Below are 22042 nucleotides of genomic sequence, written 5' to 3'. Positions count from 1 at the left end.
ATCGGGTATGAGTTGATTCACACGGGATAAGCCACAGAAGATCTGGAGCAGTACATGAAGAAAGCCGCAGCACTCACCCTGGTCTTGCTACTCACTGCCGGGTTGTTCAGCGCGCAGGCACAAGCAGTCGGCGATGCTGAAGCCGGCGCGACACTGTTCAAACGGATATGCGGTGGCTGCCATCAAGTGGGGGAGTCGGCGCGGGGTTCGTTCGGGCCGCATCTCAATGGCATTTTTGGACGCCCGTCAGGTAGCACGACGGATTATCAATATTCCGACGCCATGAAATCGGCCGGCATCGTCTGGACCCGCGAAACCCTGATCGCGTACCTCGAAGATCCAAAGGAAGTAGTACCCGGTACCCGGATGATTTTCTGGGGGCTCAGCGATCCGGAGAAGATTGAAAACCTGTTGGCGTATCTTCAGACCTTTCAGCCGCAGTAGGGCACCCTGAACTGACGCAGCGCGGCTTTCGATCAAACGCTCGGACCCACCCTCAGCAAGGCGACGTGCGTACCAGGGCGATCTATATGTAGGAAGGGTTCGCGATCTACGGCGACCTTGCGACGAACCGATACAACCCGGCCGGGCCTTTGATCCATATTGACCAGGCTCAAACGCTGCTGGATGACTGGATTCGCCATTGGTCCGTCCACGGCTACGGGCTGTGGACCGTCGCTAGCCGCACTGACCCGGATGATGTCATTGGTTTTGGCGGAGTTGGTTTGCGAGCGTTTGGCGAGGTCGAGCTGCTGAACCTCGGTTATCGATTTGCCGTGACCGCCTGGGGCCAGGGCTACGCGACTGAGTTGAGCAGGGCGGCGCTTGAATATGGATTTGAAGAGCTGAGGGTGACTGAGGTTTTTGCGCTGGTCAGGCCTGCCCACGCCGCCTCGATAGGCGTGTTGGAAAAGGTCGGTATGCAACGTGTCGATGTGCTCGATGACGTACCGGGGCAGGCGCCGAGTTTTGTTTATCACACAGTCGTGGCCAGTGGGTGCGCACCTCAGCGAGACGAATTGGATATTTCCTTTTCTCACCTTTAGACGGGGCGCGCTTCGCGTTCATACGGACTTAATCGAAACTTTCGCTCCAGCCGCCTCAAGCTCGATTTTTGCCTTTTCAGCCTCCTCTGTCGGTACGGTCAATACAACAGTCGGTGCGCGGTCAACGAGATTCTTGGCGTCGGTCAAGCTCATTTCCATTTCAGTCAACCTTCTTAATGATTTGATTACGCTAACTTTGTTGGATCCGACCTCTTCGAGGTGGATGTTTGATTTCGGTAGGTTTTCTTTTGCTTTTGATAAGGCTTCAAGTTCTTCTAATAATAATAAGGTTTCAAGTTCTTTGGGGGATAGTGTTGAGAGTTGTTCGGGAGTTAAATTCATTTGGAATTGTCCTTGTGTTGTAGCGCCTTTTGGGTATTGGTTTTTTCAGTGAGAGGGTAGACGATGATGTTAAGGTGGGAACCTGTTAAATCTGACAGTTTTTAATATCATTTTGCGATAAGTGACAAATTAAATTTGATAAAAAAAGATCAGGCGGAGATAGGTTTCATTTGCGTAAAAAAGCCCGGAGGCCCCGGCCGAATGTGCCATCGAGTAGTGTGTTGATGGTGGCTATCGACGTCAAGGCATTGAACGACAAAAGGCCTCAAGGAGGCAGGGCTCAGGTGTTCGCGGCTAGGCATAAGAGAAGTGCTGCGTGATGCAGCCTGATCGTCCGCCGAAGATTTTTTCTGAGAACTTCATTGAACGCAGCGCGGCTTTCGATCAAACGCTCGGACCCACCCTCAGCAAGGCGACGTGCGTACCAGGGCGATCTATATGTAGGAAGGCACCTACAAAAACTCAAGAAACCATGATTTTCCACACTCATAATTGAACTGGATAACCGCCGAATGGGGCGGTTTTACTTCGTTAGGATGTGTCAGTTTTTCCCCGGTATTGACTTCGATGTTTCAGGGGTAGACTCTTGGCGTCGCTGGACCCCGTAGCTGAAACCGGAAAGAAATGCTCTTGCCAAATAGACTCAAAGATCATCGTGTATCTCTAGTGCAGAAAAAAAACATTCTGGTTTTATGACCGTGAATGTTGTTTTTCATGCGCCATGAATACACCGTATTTGTTAGCTGCGAGCTCTCTGGGATGGGCGTTTCGGTTGACGTTAGTTATGTGTGATAACACGGGTAAGAGGGGTTGGCGGATAGGTCTGCCCTAAATAGTTAGTTCTAATGATCGACGCGTTGCCATTGGATAGTTCGCGGCAGATGGCAGGTTGGATTGATTAGATAATATTCCAAGGACTGCACTTGCATGATGTAAGTGCGAACAATCGATAGAAGTGAGTTTATTCACTTCTGGAGGCAAGGATGCACGACCAAGTTACGTCTGAATTTTCTGTTCATCTGTGTATTCATCAACTATTCGAAGCCCAGGTTGCATGCAGTCCGCAAGCCACGGCGCTGGTCTTTGAGGGTGAGACGCTCAGCTATGGCGAACAACAGCCTCGCTTGCTGGTTCACATGTGCCATTGAGTCGCCGATAAACCGCCCGCAACAGTTTGCGGGCGTGCAGCGGGGTACCCATCAGCGAAGCATTATAAAAAGGAGAAATCATGGCAAATCCCTACCGCGAACTGCTCACCACCCCGGGGGTCATGGGGTTGGTGATCGCGAGTTCCATTGCCCGGCTGCCGCAGGCAATGATCGGCATCGGCATCATTACCATGCTGGTGCAGCAGACGGGTCTGTATTGGCTGGCTGGCTCGGTCGCCGGTACCTTTACCCTGGCGAATGCGCTGATCGGCCCGCACGTGTCAAAACTCGTCGATCAGCGGGGGCAGAGTCGGGTGCTGCCCTTAGTGACCACCTTCAGCATTGGCATGTTGCTGGCGCTGATCGTTGCCGTCTCTATGAGGGCGCCGACCCCGCTGTTGTTTATTCTTGCGGCACTGGCGGGCACGATGCCCAGCATGCCCGCGATGATAAGAGCACGCTGGACACAGCTTTTCCGTGGCAAGCCGCAGCTGCACACGGCCTTCTCCCTGGACACGGTGCTGACTGAGCTCGCGTTCATTATCGGTCCACCCCTGGCCATCGGTCTGAGCGTCAGCTTTTTCGCCGAAGCCGGACCTCTTGTGGCGGTCTTGTTGCTGGTCATCGGCGTGAGCGCTTTTCTTCTGCAAAAGCAGACAGAACCGAAGGTCGTCGTGGGCGTCAGGAAAAGCACCGGCTCGACCTTGCTGATTCCCGGCGTTCGCACCATCGTTCTGGCACTCCTGGCGATGGGGGTGATTGGCGGATCAATCGATGTGGCGGTGGTGGCCTTCGCCAACGCACAAGACTGGCCAGCGTCCGCCAGTTTCATCCTCGCAGCCTATGCGCTCGGCTCAATGATCGCGGGCCTGACGTTCGGCGCGTTGAGGGTCTCCTTGGCGATTGAAAAGCAGTTCTTCGTTGGGGTTCTGATCACGGCAGTTACAGCCGTCTTGCCTATTTTCTCGCCAGACGTCTACATCCTTTCCGGGATGCTGTTTGTGGCAGGCATGTCATTCGCACCCACGATGGTCGTCGTCATGAACCTTGGTACGATCATCGTTCCACCGTCCAGGATCACCGAAGGCCTGACGTGGATGACGACGGGCATCAGCATCGGCGTGGCGCTCGGTGGCGTACTCGCGGGTCTGGTCATCGACGCCTATGGCGCACGGGCAGGGTTCGGCGTCGCCATCGGTGCGGGGCTGGTGATGGTGGTGATCGTACTGTTGGGGCTGCGTACACTTCGCGCCACGTCAGCGGTTTGTGCCGAGCCGAGTTTCCAGTAATGAGCACTCTGGACTTCGTCGCCGCATTGATCTGCCGACAAGGGGCAGGGCCCTCTTCGTGGTCCCGCTGGTCGCTCAGCTAGAATGAGCATTCATTCCCCATTGATGGAGAACCAGAATGGTCAGCAAAAACACGATTTGCCTCTGGTACGACGGCGCCGCGCTGGACGCCGCGACGTTCTACGCCAAAACGTTTCCCGACAGCGCGGTGGGCACCATCCTTCGCGCGCCTGGCGACTATCCGGCGGGCAAGCAGGGCGATGTGTTGACGGTCGAATTCACGGTGATGGGCATCCCGTGTCTCGGCCTGAACGGGGGCTCTGGGGTCAAACACAACGAGGCGTTCTCGTTCCAGGTGGCGACTGACGACCAGGCCGAAACGGATCGCTTGTGGAACGCGATTGTCGGAAACGGCGGCCAGGAAAACGTCTGTGGCTGGTGCCAGGACAAGTGGGGACTGTCGTGGCAGATCACGCCCCGCGTCCTGACAAACGCCATCAACCATCCTGATCCAGCGGCGGCCAAGCGAGCGTTCGACGCCATGATGCAGATGGGGAAAATCGACGTCGCGGCGATCGAAGCGGCGGTCAAGGGTTAGACCGCGCGGCGCGGAAAGCCAGTGGTGGTCGCGGGTGCCTTCAAGACCCTTACTGCGTCTGGCTCGCTGCTCCCAGGAACAGGTACAGCGGATAACCGTCATAGGCCGCCAATTGCGGCTTGAGCTCGGCGGCGGTGGCGGAGCGAAATCCGCCGCCGAAGTTGGGGCGAAAGGCTTCGACGATGATGCGCACCCGGTCTTTGCCCAGACGCTCGCGCAACGCGTCGGCGTAGGTCCTGGCGACCGGTGCGGTGCGGGCGTAGACACCGACGCCGTCCTGGAAGAACACGCCAATATCATTCGGCAGCCACTGCTTGAGCCATTCTGCCGTGGCGACAGGGCCGATGTTCGCACCGTCATACACGCTGATCCATAACGGTCGTGGCAGCTTGGCCAGCAGGGCGGGCAGTTCTTTGGCGCGGGTCCAGCTGGGGTCGACTTCGGCGGGGAAATACCAGCCGGTGACGTGCAAGGGCGTCGGCAATTTGGCGATGTGTGCCGAGACTGCCGCCAGTTGCTCGATGTTGTCCCGTGAGCGGTTTTCGCTGAAATAGCCGGCCAGTCCGAGGATGACGTCTTGCGCCCACGGGGCCTTGGCAATGCGTGCCCAATCGGGCAGAACCGGCACGCTGGGCAGGCCGGAACCGGCAACGAATGCCTGATCGTCGACGACAGTCCATTGCACCAGCAGCTCGCGGGCCCCCAGCTTTTCCCAGTGGCCATTGATGCCGACGGTCTTGTTGTCCGGCTGCCAGACGATGCCGACGATCCCTGGGGTCTGGGCCTTTTTGTCCGTCACGTAGAGCACGCCGGTCCCGGTGCCGAGAATGGCGGCAAACAACAGACCCGCAATGGTCGCGCGACTGGCGGTGTAACCAAGAATGTTCACGGAAGCGCCTTATTGATGCGCTGATGCCATTGGCTCAGCGAGGTGACGCCTTTGGCGTTCCAGTTAGCTGCGGCATCGGGGCCGAGGTGGAACTGGCCCTCGTTGAATTGCCAGACGATCACTTGCGGTTTGTGTTGGGCGAAATCCGCAGACTCCAGGTATTGCAGCAGCGTAGCCCATGGGCCGACATCGCCAGGATTCCAGGTCAGCGCGACGGGACGGTCCAGGGCATTGGAAAGCTTTTGCGTAAAGCCCAGGTAAGGTTGGACAAAGCTGTTGCCGATCACCTGAACCGGTGCCGGTGCGTCATCGATCAGCAAGTCGTTCTGGGCCTGATGGCGAACGGTGTAGATGTCGCGACCAATCGATTTACGTTTGATCGCCGGCAGGAAATTGCTCGCCAGATCGCCGAACGCGCGTCGGTCGAACCACTCGCCCAGCGCCGCGCCACCGCCGGGTTCGCCTTGCAGGCGGTAACGCAAGGTAATCAGTTGCGCCGTGGCGTCGGCGGTGTTTTCCGCGCTCCAGGCGGTCCAGTGGTAGTCGGCGCGATAAAACGCGGTCTGTTTGCCGTGTTCAGTGCGTTGCAGGACGGGCTTGATGTTCAGCGTGGTCAGGCCTGCCTGAGTCAGCTCGCTCTGTAAGTGGTCGTAGCGCTGCATCACGGCCGGGCTCAAGGGCTGATTGGCGGGCAGGCGCGAGGCATAAAACGGCGCTTTCATCGGCACTACCAATACGACCAGACTGATGTGTTCCCGCGCAAGGTTCTGCTGGAGTTGTTTCACCAGCGCAATGTTGCGAGTCATGCCGGGGTTATCGACCTTGCTCAGGCTTTCCCAGGCCGGGAACAGCCAGCCACCTTCGCCGGTAATGACCGCCGAGGCCGCTTCAACGCCGGTGCCCGACAGGCTCAACAAGACACCGGCGATCAGGGCGGAAACCGGCCAGCGAGATTTCCATTGAAGGGTCATGGCGCGGTCTGGTCGACAAGGCCGATCAGGCGTGGAGCCTGCCGGGAGCCGACCAGGAACAGGCTGTAACGATCGCCGGCCTTGAAGGGCGCCAGCTTGAACGGCAGGCTGATGTTCTGCTCGCAATTGGCAACCAGCGTTGCTTGCACCGGGTTAATCGTGCGCTGGGCCTGACCGTTGAACGGCACTTGATTGAACACCGGGGCATGGTTAGCCAGTTTTACCCCGGCCTTTTCGCAACCGCTGGCCAGGTTGTAGAGGTTGAGTTCGGCGCGCAAGTCTTTGCCGCGCAGCGGCGGGTCGATGACCAGACGGGGTGCCCGCGCCGGGTCACTGTCGAGAATCAGCGTGACCCACGCACTTTTCGGTGCGCTCAGGCCTTTTATTTCGCGACCGTTGACGGTCACTTGCAGCGGCTGTCGCGAGTCCACGACCTGAAAAGGACTGGCCACCGTCGCCTGGGTCGAAAGGGCGAAACTCGCGCCCTGGCCCACCTGGACCTGCATGGCAGTGTCGGAGGGGTTGACCACCCGCACCCAGGCCGAACCCTCCGGCAGTTTTGGCGCGTACAACTGGGCAATTTCAGGGGCAGCGTTTGCCCCCATCGGGATCAGGCCAAGTCCCAACCACAAACAGAATCGAATGTTCATGCAAGTCCTCAATAGGAATAAGTCAGGCGACCGAAGACACCTTGAGCGCGATCATCGCCCAGCACCTTGACGCGGTACTGCAGGGAGAAGTCGAGATAGGAGCGGGGCGCGTTGTACGCATCTTCGCGGAACCAGTAGCGCACGTTGTTGCCGACACCGATGCCACCGGCCTTGCCGGACGATGAGTCCGATTTGCCATCGGAGTCGGTGCCACTGTTCATCTTCGAGTCGTAATCGAACGCGGCCACCACATGGGGGAATGTCACCCAGCGTGAGCCCGCGCCACCGATGGCATAGCTGCGGCCGACCTGCCATTCGCTGTTGAAATAGTCCCGCGAGTCGTTGACGTAATGTCCGGCTTCAGCGAACAACTGCGAAGTCCACCAGCTGGAGGCATCGACCCGCAGATCGGTCCCGACGCTTGCGCCATAGCCCAGACGCAGCAGCCAGTCACCGTCGACGTCCGACGATCCCAAGGGGAATGTGCGCTCGACGGCGGCCATCACGTTCAGCGACGTGAAGGGTTTGACCCGTACACCCACCGCGCCTTGCAGCGCATCGAAACCGGTGTCCGAATCGCTGTTCTTGCTCCACAGCGTGTCGGTGACGCGTCCGTAGAGTTCGACAAAGCGTGCATTGCGATAGCCCAACGGGCGCCAGGACAATTCGGTGCTGTTCTGCAGGCTGTCATTGCTGCTATTGCCGCCGCTCGGCGCTGAGCTCAGGCCGCTGCTGGTGCTGTTGCCGCGGTAACTGGTGGTGTTGGTCAAACCCCAGGTGCGCGACACATCGGCCACGGTGCGACGGGTGTCGAACAGCTGCTGCGGGGACAGGTCCGGTTCACCGGCATTGTTTGCGTCGATGACGCGCTTGAAGTAGCTGACGGCTTGTTCGTCATCATTGACCCGCATCGCGTTATAGGCCGCGTCCTGAGTGGCTGTCGGCGTCAGTCGCGTCTCGGCATCGGCCTTGCGGAACGATGCGTGGGCACCGTCATCGTCGCCGGCCTGGACCGATAAGTATGCGATCTGCAGGTCGCTCATCGATTCCAGTTCACCCGTGTCCCGCGCTTGTTGCAGCCGTTCGCGCGCGGTTCGGCGCTGGCCGATGGCGCTATACAAACTGGCTTCTTCATAGGCAGGCAGGCTCCCCAGCGCCAAGGCCTGGGTAAAGTCTTCGCGAGCCCCAGCGTCGTCACCCGATTGCTGGCGCAGACGACCGCGTTGGGCCAGCAGTCGGGCGTCATCGCCGCTGAGCTTGAGGCCCTCGCTGGCTGCCGCGATGGCTTCGGGCACTCGCTTCTGGTCACTCAAGGCGCTGACGAGCAACCGTCGGTACGCCGGATTCTTCGGCGCACGGGCAATGGCTTCGTTGGCCAGGACGACGGCCGAGGCGGGGTCCTTGCTGGCGAGTGCGGCGTAAGCCTGGCCGGCCTTGTCGGTGCCGCCGTCGCGCTGGTTGCCCGGCCAGATATCGCAGACCAGGCCAAAAGCGGTTTCCTGACAGTTCAGGGCCGGGGCCGGAAACTGGGCGACAGCGTTCAACCCGTTGTTTTTTTGCCTGAGGGCCATCCGGGCGGCAGTGCGTCGACGGGCCACTTCGCCGCCTTCGTCATCGATCAAAGGTTGTAGCTGATCGAGCGCCCGCTGAGGCTCGCCATGGGCCAGCGCAGCGTCGGCGGCGAAGAAGCGAATGTCGCGGGTTTCGGTTTCCAGCAGGCCATCGATGGCCAGGGCGTGATTCAGGTCAGCCTCGGCTGCCGCTGTTTTACCCTGACGATCAAGGGCGTAGCTGCGCAGGATCCACGGCGCGATTTCGCCATCGTCCTGAGCCAGTGCGCCAGACGCGGCCAGCTCGGCCCCTCGGTAATCCTTGGCTGCGAGCAGGGCGCTGATCAGCAGTTGCTGATTGGCGCCGATTTCCGGTGCCCAGGCGACGGCTTTCCGGGCCTTATCCACGGCCAACGGCACCTGGCCTTGCTCCAGGGCGCGATAACTTTCGACGGCCAGCGGTGCGGCCAATTGTCGACGAATCGCTTCGCGGCGCATCAGCAACGTATCGTCGTCCGGGAACACGGCCAATGCCTGAGTGGTGGCCTGATCCGCTTCTTGAAGATGTTGTTGACGCTGCAACGACTCGATCAGCAGCAGTCGATAATCCATGCGTTTGGGTGCCTGAGCGATGGCTTTGCGTGACGCTTGTGCCGCCGCGCCGAAATCATCGCGATCATAGGCCTTGAAGGCTTGGGCGGCGGCGCCGAAGCCTGGAGCCTGACGTGACTGTGGGTAGCGCTTGGGTTGATCACGCAGATCCTTGTCCCGTTGAGCCAGCACGATCAGCCTGTTCAAACGGGTGATGTCGGCGCGCTGACGCAACGCTTCGCGGGCCTTGGCGATGGCCAGGTCGTAGTCTTTGCGCTCGTAGGCGCTGTAGGCCTCGTTGGCGGTGACGTAGGCCGGACCGGTCAACGGTAATGGCAGTGTTTCGGCATGAGCCAGCGCAGGTATCAGGCTCAGCCCCGTGGCCATGAGGGTCAGCAAGGGGCGATTCATGCCGGAAGCTCCGCAGGGTAGTGGCTGTGCTGACGTGCCACGGCCTTTTCGATGGTGGCGCGGGGCAGCACGCCGCTGTCGACCAGATAGTCGCCGATGCGACCGTGACGCTGCGGGCGGTACTGCAACATGGTGCGGTTGAACACTTCGCGATCCAGCAGGCCCATTTCGATCAACAGGTCACCCAACAGTGGCGCGCGGGCATCTGGTACCGACTGGCCTTCGCGCACATTCATCAGGCGCAACTGCGCAACGATTTCGCTTTCACGGGCAATCAGCTGCACTGGCTCGCCGCCCAGTACCTCGCTGACTTGTTGCAGACCTTCGGCCGGCAACGGACTGGCCACGGCCAATTGCACTCGGCCGTCGGCGTTCAAGCCCACCGGCACCACCCGCCAGCGCAGGGCGAATTCATCGTCCAGGGTCAGGGTTGACGCCTGCGCCTTGTGGGCCACATCGAACACCCGCGGCAGGTCATTCTGGAAGGCGATGGCTTCGGCCAGCGTCTCGTCGTCCAGCCAGCCATTGCTGAGCAAGATCCGCCCCAAGGGCATGTGCCGGGTTTTCTGTTCGGCGAGGGCGCTTTGCAGGTCGGTTTCGTTGATCGCCTGCCAGGACAGCAACACGCTGCCCAGCTTGCGCGGGGCGGCGGCGACCAGGTCGGTGGACGGGAAGTCGTGCATGGTCTTGTCCCACACCAGTTTGCGGTTCATGACCTTGCCAACCAGGAACATGCGCCAGGCCCGTGACGCGGCCATGAAGTTGACGAAGTTGCCCACCACCATGCGCGGGATCGACAGCAAACCGTGCTGCCAGCCGTACAGCACGGTGGTGAAGTAACAGCGATGCGCGATGCGCCAGGCCAGCGCAACACCGTTGGCCAGCAGCAAGTATTTGATGAAGCCGTTGGTTTCGAACGGCGTGGGGAAACTCACGTCCCACAGGCCGCTCTGGCGCAGGATGATCAGGCCCAACAGTTGGACCAGAATCACGTAGGCGATGATGCTGACAAACGCCGTCACTACGCCTTTGCGGTCACGGAACAACAGATATCGGTTGGCCAGCGAACCGTTCCAGCCCATTTGCTCCCAGCCTTGCAGGCCGATGCCCAGCGTCCAACGAGCCTTCTGCCGGAACGCGGTGCGGAAGGTGTCGGGAAAGAATTCGCGCACACACAACGGCATCTTCAGCGTCGATTCGTAAGGCTTGCGAAACCAGGATTTGCGCAGCACGCGAAATTGCACCGGGAAGCGCACGAAGATCGCGTTCATGCCGACCTTGGCCAGGCGTGCGCCGACGTCGTAGTCCTCGGTGAGGCTGTCAGTGTTGAACGGCTGGTTCTGGGTTTCCCCGGCCAGCACACGCAACGCGCGATGGGAAAAACAGGTGCCGACGCCGGCAGACGGCACCGTGTCGGTCATGCTTTCACGCACCACCAGGTCCTTGCCGTGCCATTCGGCGAACTCGTCCATGTAGGTGCCGGCCACCCATTCGTACCAGTTGCGTTCCAGCGAAACCACGGGCAACTGGATCATGTCCTTGCGCGGCAGCAAGTAGTTGAACAGTCGCAATTCCATCGGGTGCAGCACGTCTTCGCTGTCGTGCAACACGACGCCGGCGAAGGTCATGCCGTGGGTTTTCTCATGCAGGAAGATCGCCTGGATCACCCAGTTCAGGCAGTCGGCCTTGCAGGTCGGCCCGGCATGCGGGACTTCCACGCGGTGCAACTGCTTGTAGCGCCGACGCATGCGCTCCACTTCGTCAATGGTGCGCTGATCGTTGATGTAGGTGCCGACGAAAACCACATAGTTCTGGTAATCGAGGGTCGACACCATGTTTTCGATCATCGGCGCGATGACGTCATATTCCAGCCAGGCCGGGACCATGATTGCCAGCGGCTGCTCATCCCGGGCCATCAACTGCTCGGCGGTCAGCGGCCGGTATTTCCGGTCGGCGGTGAACTTGCGAAACAGGCGGCGCGACCAGTACCACAGGTCAATGAACAGATCGTCCAGGCTGGAAATCAGGATCAGCACCGCGACCACGATGGTCGAGATCTCCAGAAAGCTGTAGTAGTGAGCCAGCCAATAGGGCCAATAAAGCGACGTCATCGAAGGGTTCCGTTACTGGCGATTGCGACGGGCATTACGGCCAGCCAGCAACAGGATGAGAACCAACAGGATGCCACCCGGAATCAGCCACAACAGCGACGGTGTCCGCCAGGCGTCGAGGCCCTTGGGTTCTTCGTTGTCGATCAATTGGCTGCCGCTTGGATCCTGAGTGTCGAAGGTGGTCAGGGCACCGTTGTCGCCCAGGATGGCCACATCGCCGCGGGTCAGCAGAATCTGTTTGGCGAAGCGTGGCGAGTCATTGCCCAATGCGCGATAGACCATACCGCGCTGGCCGCCGGCATCGACCACTTGCAACGAGGCAAGGTGATTGAGCGGATGCACGTCAAGCAACACTTGATCCTTGTGATTGATGCGCAGGCGCCCCTGCTCATCGACCTGCACGGACTCCTTGCTGTCTTTGATCGGCAGCTCGAAGGCGAGGAAGGCCTTGTCCAGCGTGACCGAGGCTTTCGGATCTGTGATGACCTTCAATTGTGAACGCAGCGGCGAGACCCCGGCGGCATCGGCGACTGAAATCACTTGCGGCAAGCTGCTCGCCGGATGATCGAGGTAGGCCTGAGGCACCAGGAGTTGGGTGTCCACGGCAAAGCGCGCGGCCATGCCGGAGAAGTCATCACCCAGCGCGGTTTTTTCCAGCACGATGTGGCTGGTCGGCAGCACGGAAACCGGGAAGGCTTGCGGCGTTTCCAGGCAACGATCACTCACGGGCTGGCGCTGGAACGACACGCGTAGCACGTTGGTCGCGCCCACGGCGTAACGCGGGATGCGCGCTTCGATGCGTTGTTTTTCACCGTTGGCCACCAGCTGCTGCGCGCCAATCAGGTAGTCATTGAGAAACAGCGAGGCCACCGGCGCAGTGTCTGATGCGCCGGGCGCGGCAGACACGTCGACCACAGCCTTCACCGGCAAGCGACCGTCGTAAGCCACGCTGCCCAGAGGGAATGACGTGCTCCAGTCAGACTTGGCCAGCACGTCGATGGCGCCGGGATTGCCGCCCAGGCGAGACAGGGCGACACGGCCGTCGCTGCTCAAGGGCAGCTGCGCTTCGCTGACGGTCAATTGGCGACTGCGTGCCAGTTTGTTCCAGGCGCTACTGAACAAGGACAGCGCCTTGCCGGTGGCATGCGGCGCAATCATCAGAACAGGGCGCGTGCCCACCAGGGCCAGGCGCACATTGTCAGTGCCATCGGCGGCAAGGCCGGCATTGATATGCGTCTCACGCCATTGCGTGAACGCGTTGGCCGCCGTGGCATCGAAGCCCTGGATCTGGCTCTGCAGCGCGTCGAGGGACGCATTAATCGCTGTGAGCAGTTGCGGGTCGTTGACCGCCAGATCCGCCTGGACGTTCGGCGTCTGGCCCAATACCAGCAACGCGCCGATCTCCGCCGGGTTTGCCAACGTGTGCGGACCTTTGCCGTTGAGGCTGGCGAACGCTGGAATACCTTGCAGTTCGGCCGGAATGCGCAGGCCGCTCAGGTCGACGCTGTCTTGTACGGCAGGGAAGGGCAGGATTTGACTGCGCTTGCCAATCCGCTCCAGTGCCACGCCCAGACGCCATGCCGAATCGTAGCTTTCAGCGGATAAGGTGCCGGGCGCGACCATGATCCCCGGTTTGCCAGGCAAGGCCGTCCACGCAGCGCCGACGTCGCGCAACTGGCTGGCGTCATAGCTGTAAGTCAGGCGGGTGTCGGGTTCGATACGCAGAACATTGCCGATGGCGCGTTCGTCTTCGCACAGCACACGGGACACGATCGACGACCAGGCGATGCCCAGGCGCAGCGAGCCGCTGTCCCGCGCTTTTTTGTCCACGCCCAGCGTGACGCTGGCGTCACCCTGGGTTTCGCTCAGCCCTTCGGCACGCACCGGATAACCGTCCAGCGACAGCAGCAGCGTGTTGCGGCCGCCTTCGCCATTGAGGTAACTGGCGTCGAAATTCAACGTCGCATCCGTCAGCGGAACACCTGCCGGCACCGGCAGATACAGTTCGCGGCGGGCATCGGTGGAGCCGAGGATGATCGGTGCATCGATCCCCAGATCGCTCAAGCGCACCTCACGCTCTTGTCGGGTGTCGGCGTTGAGCCGGTTGATCGCCTGGGTGAGCGGACTGTCCGCGGCCAAGGCAAAGGTCGGCATGAGCGCGAGCAGGCTCACACCACAGGCAAGGGCGCTGAGGGCACCCGTATGGATGGCAACGGAAGACTTCATTCAGGTAGATCTCGAGCTGATAAGGGGAGAAACGGTTTGGTTTATCGAGAGGTAAAAGCGGGGTAATGCTTCTCGGGCGCAGGCTGTGCAGACGGGTATTGCAGGAACTTGGGCAAGGACTGGCCGGCCACGATGAAATCGTCCACCGGACGGCCCATCAGGGCATCGACGATGCGCGCACTGGCCTTGCCGTCGCCGTAAGGGTTGGCCGCCTGGGAGCAGCGGCGCCACAACAGGTCGTCATCGAACAGCGCGTTAACGCCAGCGATGATCGAGCCCGGCGAGGTACCGACCAGGCGCACAGTGCCCGCCGCCACAGCTTCCGGGCGTTCGGTCACATCACGCATGACCAGCACCGGTTTGCCCAGGGACGGTGCTTCTTCCTGCACGCCACCGGAATCGGTGAGGATCACATGGGCCCGTTGCATCAGGCGCACGAAGGCCAGGTAGTCCAGCGGCTGGATCAGGTGCACGTTGGGCAGACCGCCCAGATGCTCGGTGACCGGGCCCATGACATTGGGGTTCAAGTGCACCGGGTAAACGATCTGGATATCCGAACGCCGAGCCAGATGACTCAGGGCCTTGCAGATATCCAGGAAGCCTTCACCGAAATTTTCCCGACGATGCCCGGTCACCAACAGGACCTTGCGGCCGGTCTGCAGGAACGAAAACTGCCGGTCCAGGCTTGCGCGCAGGTCGGCATCCTGTTCAATGCGCCGTGCGGTCATCTGCAGCGCGTCGATCACCGTATTGCCGGTGACGAAGGTGCGACCCTGTAGGCGTTCGTCGAGCAGGTTCTGGCGCGACTCGTGGGTGGGCGCAAACAGCATGTCCGCCCCCAGGTCGATGCAGCGACGGTTCATTTCTTCCGGCCACGGGCTGTAGATATCACCGGTTCGCAGCCCGGCTTCCACATGGCCGACCGGGATCCGTCGATGGAACGCCGCCATCGCGGCCACCATGGCCGAGGTCGTGTCGCCGTGCACCAGCACCCGGTCCGGGCAGGTCATTTCCAGCACCGGGTCGATCGCCCCGTAAAGCGCCGCCGTCAGGGAGTTGAGCGTTTGCTGCGGGGTCATGACATCGAGGGTGTAATCGGCCTTGAGGTCGAACAGGTCCAACACCTGTTTGAGCATGCTTTGGTGTTGGCCGGTGATGCATATCTGCGAATCAATGCCGGGTTCCGCAGCGAGGGCTTTGACTAACGGCGCCATCTTGATGGCTTCTGGACGGGTACCGAAGATCGAAAGGATTTTAATCCTTGAATGATGACGAGCGATGATGCCTTCCTCGCGCAGTTTCAGTGCGCAGCACAATGCAGGCCCAAGTTTTATTGAACTTGAGCAAGCCGGTGTTATTTGAATTTGATTAATGCCGGGGATCAGCGTTGATGCTGATATTCACTTCGTGTGAGGGGGAAAGCGCCTGTAAGCCCGGAAGCGGCGGAATTATTAGCATTGAAGAGAGATGTTTTAAAGCGTTACATGGGATTTATTATTTATTAAATGAGTTTGAAACTTTTATAACTGATCCCTGTCTTTTTTTGGTTTTGTGTTTTTCTGAAGGGGTTTTGTTTTAGTTGGTAATAGAATATTAACTTATTGTTTTTAAAGGGTTTTAATATTTAAAGTCCATTCGTCGGTGTGTTTGAATTTTTGAATGATTGTTGCAGTCTCGGTCGGCGGCATTAGCGAGTGGTTTTTGTGAAATACAAGTCACTTAAATGGCGCCTGAATAATGTCATGGCGCACTGGAAGTTCTTTTGAACTAATTAAGTTTTTTGTAAGCGACTTCTCTCAATAGCACTAGGCTGAGTGTTCTGTTGTTCAATATGAACTTCATCAACGGTTAGACCGCGCGGCGCGGAAAGCCAGTGGTGGTCGCGGGTGCCTTCAAGACCCTTACTGCGTCTGGCTCGCTGCTCCCAGGTTGCTCAACAGCCACTCGACGAAGCTTCGCGCCAGCGGATTGTTCTCGCTGTCACGGTGGGTCAGCAAGGCCCAGTTCGGGCCGCGAATGGTGTCTTCCACCAACGGTTGCAACAGTCCGCTGTCCCTCGCTGGCCGACTCAATAGTTGGCTGACCAACGCGATGCCGAGCCCCGCGCATGCGGCGTCCAGCAGCAGGCCGGGGTCGGAGAAATTCAGCCCCTGATCCTTCTGCCCGACATCAATCCCAGCCTCCACCGCCCAATGACTCCAGTCCATTTCCCGCTCGCCGTGAAGGGTGGTGCGCTGCTCGACGGGCACCGCCAGCAGGTCTGGATGGCAGGCCGGGTAGAGGCGGTCGGCGTGCAGCACCTTGAAGCTGCACTCGGCCTGGGAGCTGATGTCATCGCGCACCGCGAGGTCGATGGTCTGGGTGGTCATGTCCGGGACTTCATCGGTGCTGAAAATCCACAGGTCGACTTCCGGGTGCTGCCGGCGAAAATCCCCCAGTCGAGGCAGTAGCCAATGACGGGCGAATGTCGGCGTGGTGTTGAGCACCAGTTGGTTGGGTTTCTGATACTGCCCTAGGCGACGAATGCCGACCGCCAGTTGCTGCAATAACGCCTGGGTGGTGCTGAGCAGATCGTGACCGGCATCGGTCAGGCTGACGCTGCGTCCACTGCGAAAGAACAACGGCTGCTCAAGGTACGCCTCAAGCGTGCGGATCTGCTGGCTGATGGCCGACTGGGTCAGGTGCAGCTCGTCGGCGGCCTTGTGAAAACTGCCCAGGCGGGCAGCGGCTTCAAAGCCGCGAAGGGTGCTGAGCGGAGGCCAGTGCTTAAGCATATCGATAAGTTCCTCTAATCACTTGTCTACAAAATCCATCGTTTGTTGGCCTTGTTTTACGGCCGTAGCATGCATGCCAAGACCGCGAAGGCAGTTTTCATTGAACACAATGACTTAACTCAAGGGTGCTTGTCATGCAGCAGAACGAACTTCAGAACAGTGGCTGGTGGATGCCGGCAGAGTGGGTGAAGCACGCCGCGACCTGGATGGTCTGGCCGCACAACCAGGCACTTTGGGAGTCGGGCTGGGGCGTCACCTTGCCGTTGGTGCAAGAGGATTTTGCCCGGGTGGCGAACGCCATCGCCCGGTTCGAACCGGTGAAAATGGTCGTCGACCCGACGGCTGTCGCGAGTGCCAAAGCGCTGTGTGGACCCAACATCGAACTCATCCCGTTGGCGGTCAACGACAGTTGGTGTCGGGACTCCGGCCCGAGCTTTGTCTGCCATCCGCAACACGGTCTGGGCGGGGTGAGCTGGCGTTTCAATGCCTGGGGTGGCAAGTCGCTGCATAACCTGGACGAAAGCCTGGGGCGCCGCGCACTCAATCATCTCGGCGTGCCATGTTTCGGCACTCCGCTGAGCAACGAAGGCGGTGCGATTCATGTGGACGGCGAGGGCACGCTGATCACCACCGAATCGGTGTTGCTCAACCCCAATCGCAACCCGGGCATGACCAAGGCCGAGATCGAGGAAATCTTCACGCGGTTATTGGGCGTGAAGAAAACCATCTGGCTGCCGGGTGACCCGGACTACGTGACCGGCGACATGACTGACGGCCACGTCGATGGCGTCTGCGCCTTCGCCCGCCCCGGCGTGTTGCTGGTGGATGCCACCCACGACAAAAATTCGGTGTACGCCGAGGTTGCACGGGAAAACCGTCGTGCGCTGGAACTGGCCACCGATGCCCTCGGGCGCACGTTCGAGCTGATCGAACTCTATGAAGCCACCGACGCCGTGGACACCGAAGCCGAAGTGTTCTGTGCCTCGTACACCAACTTCTACATCGCCAACAACGCGATCATCATGCCGGCCTATGGCATCGACGCCGACCACGCGGCGGCCGAGGTATTGGCCCGGGCGTTCCCGGGACGCGAAGTGGTGCCGGTGCGGATCAATCACCTGGCCCATGGCGGCGGCGGGGTGCATTGCATCACCCAGCAGCAGCCCGCCTGGCCAGTGCAGGGGTGATGCCATGACCCTTTTGACGATTGCCACCACCCAGATGCCGTGCACCTGGGACTTGCCGAAGAACCTCGATCAGGCCGAGCAGTTGGTCCGCGAGGCGGCGGCGAAGGGCGCCCAAGTCATCCTGTTGCAGGAGCTGTTTGCCACGCCGTATTTCTGCATCGAACAAAGCCATAAGCATTTGGCGTTGGCCGAAGAGTATCGATACAGCGGCTTACTCAAGCGCTTTGCTGGGCTGGCCAAGGAGTTGGGGGTGGTGCTGCCGCTGAGCTGGTTCGAGAAGGCCGGCAATGCCTACTTCAATTCCCTGAGTGTGGCCGACGCCGACGGGCGCTTGCTGGGGGTGTATCGCAAGACCCACATCCCAAATGCCATCGGTTATCAGGAGAAGGAGTATTTCAGCCCCGGCGACACCGGTTTCCGTGTCTGGGACACGGCGTTCGGGCGCCTCGGCGTGGGGATCTGCTGGGATCAGTGGTTCCCCGAGACCGCCCGCTGCCTGGCGCTGATGGGCGCCGAAGTCTTGCTGTTTCCCACCGCCATCGGCTCTGAGCCGGGCTGCGAAACCCTGGATTCCCGTGACCATTGGCAGATGACCATGCGCGGCCATGCCGCTGCAAACATCTTGCCGGTGGTGGCGGCCAATCGCGTCGGCCGGGAAGTGGCGACCACCGATCCGGAGTTGCAGATGAGCTTTTACGGTTCGTCGTTCATCTGCAACCACAAAGGCAAGTTGCTCGCCGAAGCCGACCGTGACAGCAGCGGTGTGCTGGTGCGCAGCCTCGACCTGGCCGCCATCCGCGAAGAACGCCTGAGTTGGGGCATCTACCGCGACCGTCGCCCGGACATGTACGGGGCGTTGCTGAGTCAGGACGGTCGTCACCTTCATGCACGCTGGAACACTCAAGGAGTTTGATATGTGCACTCCCTACAAGCTGTTGCTCGGCGCCTTGGGACTGGTAATCGCCTCGTCGTCGCTGCACGCCGAAGAAAAAACCCTGCGGCTCTACAACTGGGCCGATTACTTCGCCGAAGACACCCTCGCCAAATTCACCGCCGAAACCGGGATCAAAGTGATCTACGACGTCATGGATGGCAGCGAAACCCTGGAAGCCAAGATGCTCGCCGGCGGCAGTGGCTATGACCTGATTTTTCCCGGCGACACCGTTGCCGAACGCTTGATGCGCGCCGGCAGTCTGTTGCCGCTGGACCAGTCAAAACTCACCGCCGTGGACGACATCGAACCCGGTTTGCAGAAGCTGCGCAGGCAGTACGAAACGTCGAGCCAGGCCACCGTTCCCTACACCTGGGGCACCATCGGCCTGACCTACAATGACGAACAGGTCAAACAGCGTTCGCCCAGCGCCCCGGTCAACAGCCTGGACATGCTGTTCAAACCGGAACTGGCGGCGAAATTTGCCGATTGCGGCATCTCGATGATCGACTCGCCAGACGAAGTGCTGGCGGTGGTGCTCAACTACCTCGGGCGCGAACCGCGCAGCGCCAAGCCTGAAGACCTGGCCGCAGCGAGTGAGTTGCTGATGAAACTGCGACCGCACATTCGCAAGTTCCAGTCGCAACCCGTGACCGATCTGGTCAACGGCAACCTGTGCCTGTCCCTCGGTTACAGCGGCGACATGACCCAGGCACAACGTACGTCTGACGGCGCCGGCAAGCACACCCGATTCGAGTACCGCATTCCCCGCGAAGGCACGACGGTGTGGATGGACACCATGGCGATCCCGGTCGACGCCAGACACCCGGAGTACGCCTACGCGTTCATCAACTTCGTCATGCGCCCGCAGAACATGGCCGCCATCAGCAACTTCACCGGCTACCCGACTTCCAACGCCAAGGCCCGTCCCAGTGTCGATGCGAGTATGCGCAACAACCCGGACATTTACCTCGATGAGGCGACCTATGCGCGGCTGATTCCGGGCAAGGACATTCCCCAATCCGACATGCGGGCGCGGATGCGCACCTGGACCAAATTCAAGACGGCCACTGCAAAATGAGTGCTTCAGACAAAGATCAACACAGGCCGACACGTCGGGACTTCATCAAGCAGGTGTCGGTCATTGCCGGTCTCGGCGCCGCTGCCTCCCTCGGTTTCAGCGTTGCGCCCGTGCACGCGGCGACACAAGGTCCTTGGCGCATGCCGGATGAGGGCGACCGACACGAACGAGCCTTCATCGCGTTCGGCGCACAGAGCGCCATCTGGGAGGATTTCACGCCCGATGTACAAGCGGCCATTGGCCTGATCGCCCGCACCATCGCGCGCTATGAACCGGTCACCGTGTTCTGCCGCCAGCGCGAGCGGCGTCTGGCCGAACAACAGTGCGGCACGACCAACATCACCTACGTCACCACCGAGCTCGACGACATCTGGATGCGCGATATCGGTGCCAACTTCGTCATCGATGGCGAAGGCGGGCTCGGCGCCGTGGATTTCAACTTCAACGGCTGGGGCAACAAGCAGCAGCATGACAAGGATGCGCAACTGGCCGCGTTGGTGGCTGACACGGCAGATGCCCGTTACCTGCGCAGCGAACTGGTGGGCGAGGGCGGCGGTATCGAAGTGGATGGCCACGGCACGGGGATCATGACCGAAAGCAGCTGGATCAACCGCAACCGCAACCCCGACTGGACCAAAGCCGAGGTCGAGCAGGAACTGAAAGACCGTTTGGGGTTGCGCAAAATAATCTGGCTGCCGGGCATCAAGGGCAAGGACATCACCGACGCCCACGTCGATTTCTATGCGCGTTTCGTCAAGCCGGGCGTGGTGGTCGCCAATCTCGACAACGACCCCGCGTCATACGATCGGGAAGTGACATTGGCGCACCTGGACATTCTCAAAAACGCCACCGATGCCGACGGCCGAAAGCTGCAAGTGCATACCCTGTCGCCACCGCTCAATCCACGCAAAAGCCAGTTCAACCGCGACAACCCGGACTTTGCTGCCGGTTACATCAACTACTTCCTGGTGAATGGCGCGGTCATTGCGCCGGAGTTTGGTGACAAGCCGGCGGATACGAAAGCGTTTGAGCTGTTGTCGCAGCTGTACCCGGACCGGGAGGTGGTGCAGCTGAACATCGACGCCGTCGCGGCGGGTGGCGGGGGGATTCACTGTGTGACCAGTCATCAGCCGGCGGCTTGATATCGACCCAAAGCGTTCGTTAGCAGGGCTGGCGCAATGGGCGTTGGCTCAATGGCCGATGGTGTAGGGCAACGGCTGATCGGCGATGCGGTTGAACAGATGCATCGCGGTTTCCCGCCGATACTCACTCGGGGTCTGGTTCATTTCGATCCGAAAGTGCCGGTTGAAGTTGGACAGGTTGGCGTAGCCCACTTCGAAACAAATATCCGCCACTGACATCTCGCTTTGCAGCAACAGCCGGCAGGCGCGCTGCACGCGGAACTTGCGCATCAGCTCGATAAAACCGTGGCCGGTGTTGCGTTTGAAAAAGCGCGAGAAGCCCGGTTCGCTCATCTCCAGTTGGCGCGCGATGACCGACAGGCGCAAGTCGCCGGTCAGCTCGCGCATCAGGTAATCGAAAGCCTTATTGATGCGCTCGGCGCTGCGTGCGTCCAGGGTGGGGGCATAGCAGGGGCTGGCCAGCGCCTGCACGTGCGGTGGCGGAGCGTTTTTGAGGGTATCGAGCAGTTGCAGGAACAGGATCAAGCGTTGCAGGCCATGGGCGTTGCCGATGCTTTCCATCAGGCGTGCCGCCTGCACGGCGGTGTCACCGCTGAATTGCAGGCCGCGCCGGGCTTGTTCGAACAGCGGCTGCAGATCGCCGAGTTCCGGCAGGGTCTTGCGCAGGGCGAGGAGGGCGGCGCCGTCGAACTGCAGCACCACGTCGCGGCCGGTCAGGTATTCGCCGGGGGCCAGGTCACCGATCCAGTCGTGGGGCAGGTCCGGGCCGATCAGCGCGACATGCCCGGCACCGAACGCGCCGATATAGTCGCCCGCCACCAACTTGCCGCTGCCTTGGCGGATCAGGTGGATTTCGAACTCGGGGTGGTGGTTCCAGCGTGCCAGGTCATACGGGTAGTCATGTTCGAACCAGCGGAAACAGTGGTCCGGCTCGGGCAGGATGACTTCCAGTTCGGCGGGGCGGTGCTCGAACAGCTCGGCGCGACTGACGGGCATGGTGATGCCTCTTTTAGTTGTTGAGTCGCCTCAAAATACGCGCACAGGCATTCAATACGCTACCCCCGGTTTCGCCTGGCACTGATACTTTTTTGATCCTGGAGCCTGG

The 22042-nt window shown here is 60.2% G+C and carries 18 protein-coding genes; 8 read left to right on the top strand and 10 right to left on the bottom strand.

The window, feature by feature from the left end:
• The first annotated feature begins 54 nt into the window (after positions 1–54).
• Entirely contained in the window at positions 55–444 is a 390-nt protein-coding gene (locus tag B7L09_RS04805) for a c-type cytochrome (RefSeq protein WP_094467930.1), read from the top strand.
• Between the two features lie 104 nt (positions 445–548).
• Positions 549–1046 (top strand): GNAT family N-acetyltransferase, encoded by a 498-nt coding sequence (locus tag B7L09_RS04800; protein WP_094467929.1) that lies wholly within the window; start codon positions 549–551, stop codon positions 1044–1046.
• 18 nt (positions 1047–1064) lie between these two features.
• On the opposite strand, the gene B7L09_RS04795 is transcribed toward B7L09_RS04800, so the two are convergent.
• A complete protein-coding gene (locus tag B7L09_RS04795; protein ID WP_010459131.1) occupies positions 1065–1388 on the bottom strand; it encodes a ribosomal protein L7/L12 in 324 nt (107 codons plus the stop codon).
• Positions 1389–2616: 1228 nt separating this feature from the next.
• On the opposite strand from B7L09_RS04795, the gene B7L09_RS04790 reads away from it, so the two are divergent.
• Positions 2617–3825, top strand: coding sequence for an MFS transporter (locus B7L09_RS04790; protein ID WP_094467928.1), 1209 nt, complete (start codon positions 2617–2619; stop codon positions 3823–3825).
• A gap of 118 nt (positions 3826–3943) precedes the next feature.
• Positions 3944–4423 carry a VOC family protein gene (locus B7L09_RS04785; RefSeq protein WP_094467927.1) on the top strand — a complete coding sequence of 160 codons (480 nt, stop codon included), beginning with the start codon at positions 3944–3946 and terminating at the stop codon, positions 4421–4423.
• A gap of 49 nt (positions 4424–4472) precedes the next feature.
• On the opposite strand, the gene B7L09_RS04780 is transcribed toward B7L09_RS04785, so the two are convergent.
• The 8 genes from B7L09_RS04780 to B7L09_RS04745 form a co-directional block, all read right to left on the bottom strand.
• Positions 4473–5312, bottom strand: coding sequence for an alpha-amylase family protein (locus tag B7L09_RS04780; protein ID WP_094467926.1), 840 nt, complete (start codon positions 5310–5312; stop codon positions 4473–4475).
• Positions 5309–6283: an alginate O-acetyltransferase AlgX-related protein gene (locus tag B7L09_RS04775; RefSeq protein WP_010459135.1), complete on the bottom strand. Its 975-nt coding sequence runs from the start codon at positions 6281–6283 to the stop codon at positions 5309–5311. Before B7L09_RS04775 ends, B7L09_RS04780 begins: the two co-directional genes overlap by 4 nt.
• Positions 6280–6933 carry an alginate O-acetyltransferase AlgF gene (locus B7L09_RS04770; RefSeq protein WP_010459136.1) on the bottom strand — a complete coding sequence of 218 codons (654 nt, stop codon included), beginning with the start codon at positions 6931–6933 and terminating at the stop codon, positions 6280–6282. Before B7L09_RS04770 ends, B7L09_RS04775 begins: the two co-directional genes overlap by 4 nt.
• 8 nt (positions 6934–6941) lie before the next feature.
• Positions 6942–9485 (bottom strand): bacteriophage N4 adsorption protein A, encoded by a 2544-nt coding sequence (locus B7L09_RS04765; RefSeq protein ID WP_010459137.1) that lies wholly within the window; start codon positions 9483–9485, stop codon positions 6942–6944.
• Positions 9482–11596 carry a glycosyl transferase family protein gene (locus tag B7L09_RS04760; RefSeq protein WP_010459139.1) on the bottom strand — a complete coding sequence of 705 codons (2115 nt, stop codon included), beginning with the start codon at positions 11594–11596 and terminating at the stop codon, positions 9482–9484. The genes B7L09_RS04765 and B7L09_RS04760 overlap by 4 nt, the downstream gene beginning before the upstream one ends.
• A gap of 12 nt (positions 11597–11608) precedes the next feature.
• Positions 11609–13822, bottom strand: a complete 2214-nt coding sequence (locus tag B7L09_RS04755; protein ID WP_010459140.1) for a membrane protein — start codon at positions 13820–13822, stop codon at positions 11609–11611.
• 41 nt (positions 13823–13863) lie between these two features.
• Positions 13864–15102, bottom strand: a complete 1239-nt coding sequence (wecB, locus tag B7L09_RS04750; RefSeq protein WP_081854013.1) for a non-hydrolyzing UDP-N-acetylglucosamine 2-epimerase — start codon at positions 15100–15102, stop codon at positions 13864–13866.
• 621 nt (positions 15103–15723) lie between these two features.
• A complete protein-coding gene (locus B7L09_RS04745; RefSeq protein WP_094467925.1) occupies positions 15724–16596 on the bottom strand; it encodes a LysR substrate-binding domain-containing protein in 873 nt (290 codons plus the stop codon).
• Positions 16597–16730: 134 nt separating this feature from the next.
• Between B7L09_RS04745 and B7L09_RS04740 the strand changes: the two genes are divergently transcribed.
• Genes B7L09_RS04740 through B7L09_RS04725 form a run of 4 tightly spaced genes read left to right on the top strand, consistent with a single transcriptional unit; the run spans position 16731 to position 20937 of the window.
• A complete protein-coding gene (locus B7L09_RS04740; protein WP_094467924.1) occupies positions 16731–17783 on the top strand; it encodes an agmatine deiminase family protein in 1053 nt (350 codons plus the stop codon).
• Between the two features lie 4 nt (positions 17784–17787).
• Positions 17788–18696: an N-carbamoylputrescine amidase gene (aguB, locus tag B7L09_RS04735; protein WP_094467923.1), complete on the top strand. Its 909-nt coding sequence runs from the start codon at positions 17788–17790 to the stop codon at positions 18694–18696.
• 1 nt (position 18697) lies between these two features.
• Positions 18698–19795 carry an extracellular solute-binding protein gene (locus B7L09_RS04730; protein ID WP_094467922.1) on the top strand — a complete coding sequence of 366 codons (1098 nt, stop codon included), beginning with the start codon at positions 18698–18700 and terminating at the stop codon, positions 19793–19795.
• Positions 19792–20937, top strand: a complete 1146-nt coding sequence (locus B7L09_RS04725) for an agmatine deiminase family protein (protein ID WP_094467921.1) — start codon at positions 19792–19794, stop codon at positions 20935–20937. The genes B7L09_RS04730 and B7L09_RS04725 overlap by 4 nt, the downstream gene beginning before the upstream one ends.
• A 48-nt stretch (positions 20938–20985) precedes the next feature.
• Here B7L09_RS04725 and B7L09_RS04720 read toward each other — a convergent pair whose 3' ends face one another.
• On the bottom strand, positions 20986–21933 hold the full coding sequence (locus B7L09_RS04720; protein WP_064452771.1) for an AraC family transcriptional regulator: 948 nt from the start codon (positions 21931–21933) through the stop codon (positions 20986–20988).
• Positions 21934–22042 lie beyond the last annotated feature (109 nt).

It is taken from the genome of Pseudomonas mandelii, from assembly GCF_002251635.1.
GTDB classification, from domain to species: Bacteria; Pseudomonadota; Gammaproteobacteria; order Pseudomonadales; family Pseudomonadaceae; genus Aquipseudomonas; species Aquipseudomonas mandelii_B.
This window is presented reverse-complemented; position numbering and strand designations above follow the sequence as displayed.

Bases quoted from the DNA above. Each gene is read 5' to 3' on its own strand.
- B7L09_RS04775 (WP_010459135.1), bottom strand. From the start codon at position 6,283: ATGACCCTTCAATGGAAATCTCGCTGGCCGGTTTCCGCCCTGATCGCC.
- B7L09_RS04740 (WP_094467924.1), top strand. From the start codon at position 16,731: ATGCAGCAGAACGAACTTCAGAACAGTGGCTGGTGGATGCCGGCAGAG.
- B7L09_RS04725 (WP_094467921.1), top strand. From the start codon at position 19,792: ATGAGTGCTTCAGACAAAGATCAACACAGGCCGACACGTCGGGACTTC.
- B7L09_RS04760 (WP_010459139.1), bottom strand. From the start codon at position 11,596: ATGACGTCGCTTTATTGGCCCTATTGGCTGGCTCACTACTACAGCTTT.
- B7L09_RS04770 (WP_010459136.1), bottom strand. From the start codon at position 6,933: ATGAACATTCGATTCTGTTTGTGGTTGGGACTTGGCCTGATCCCGATG.
- B7L09_RS04730 (WP_094467922.1), top strand. From the start codon at position 18,698: ATGTGCACTCCCTACAAGCTGTTGCTCGGCGCCTTGGGACTGGTAATC.
- B7L09_RS04755 (WP_010459140.1), bottom strand. From the start codon at position 13,822: ATGAAGTCTTCCGTTGCCATCCATACGGGTGCCCTCAGCGCCCTTGCC.
- B7L09_RS04805 (WP_094467930.1), top strand. From the start codon at position 55: ATGAAGAAAGCCGCAGCACTCACCCTGGTCTTGCTACTCACTGCCGGG.
- B7L09_RS04785 (WP_094467927.1), top strand. From the start codon at position 3,944: ATGGTCAGCAAAAACACGATTTGCCTCTGGTACGACGGCGCCGCGCTG.
- aguB (WP_094467923.1), top strand. From the start codon at position 17,788: ATGACCCTTTTGACGATTGCCACCACCCAGATGCCGTGCACCTGGGAC.
- B7L09_RS04790 (WP_094467928.1), top strand. From the start codon at position 2,617: ATGGCAAATCCCTACCGCGAACTGCTCACCACCCCGGGGGTCATGGGG.
- B7L09_RS04745 (WP_094467925.1), bottom strand. From the start codon at position 16,596: ATGCTTAAGCACTGGCCTCCGCTCAGCACCCTTCGCGGCTTTGAAGCC.
- B7L09_RS04720 (WP_064452771.1), bottom strand. From the start codon at position 21,933: ATGCCCGTCAGTCGCGCCGAGCTGTTCGAGCACCGCCCCGCCGAACTG.
- B7L09_RS04795 (WP_010459131.1), bottom strand. From the start codon at position 1,388: ATGAATTTAACTCCCGAACAACTCTCAACACTATCCCCCAAAGAACTT.
- B7L09_RS04765 (WP_010459137.1), bottom strand. From the start codon at position 9,485: ATGAATCGCCCCTTGCTGACCCTCATGGCCACGGGGCTGAGCCTGATA.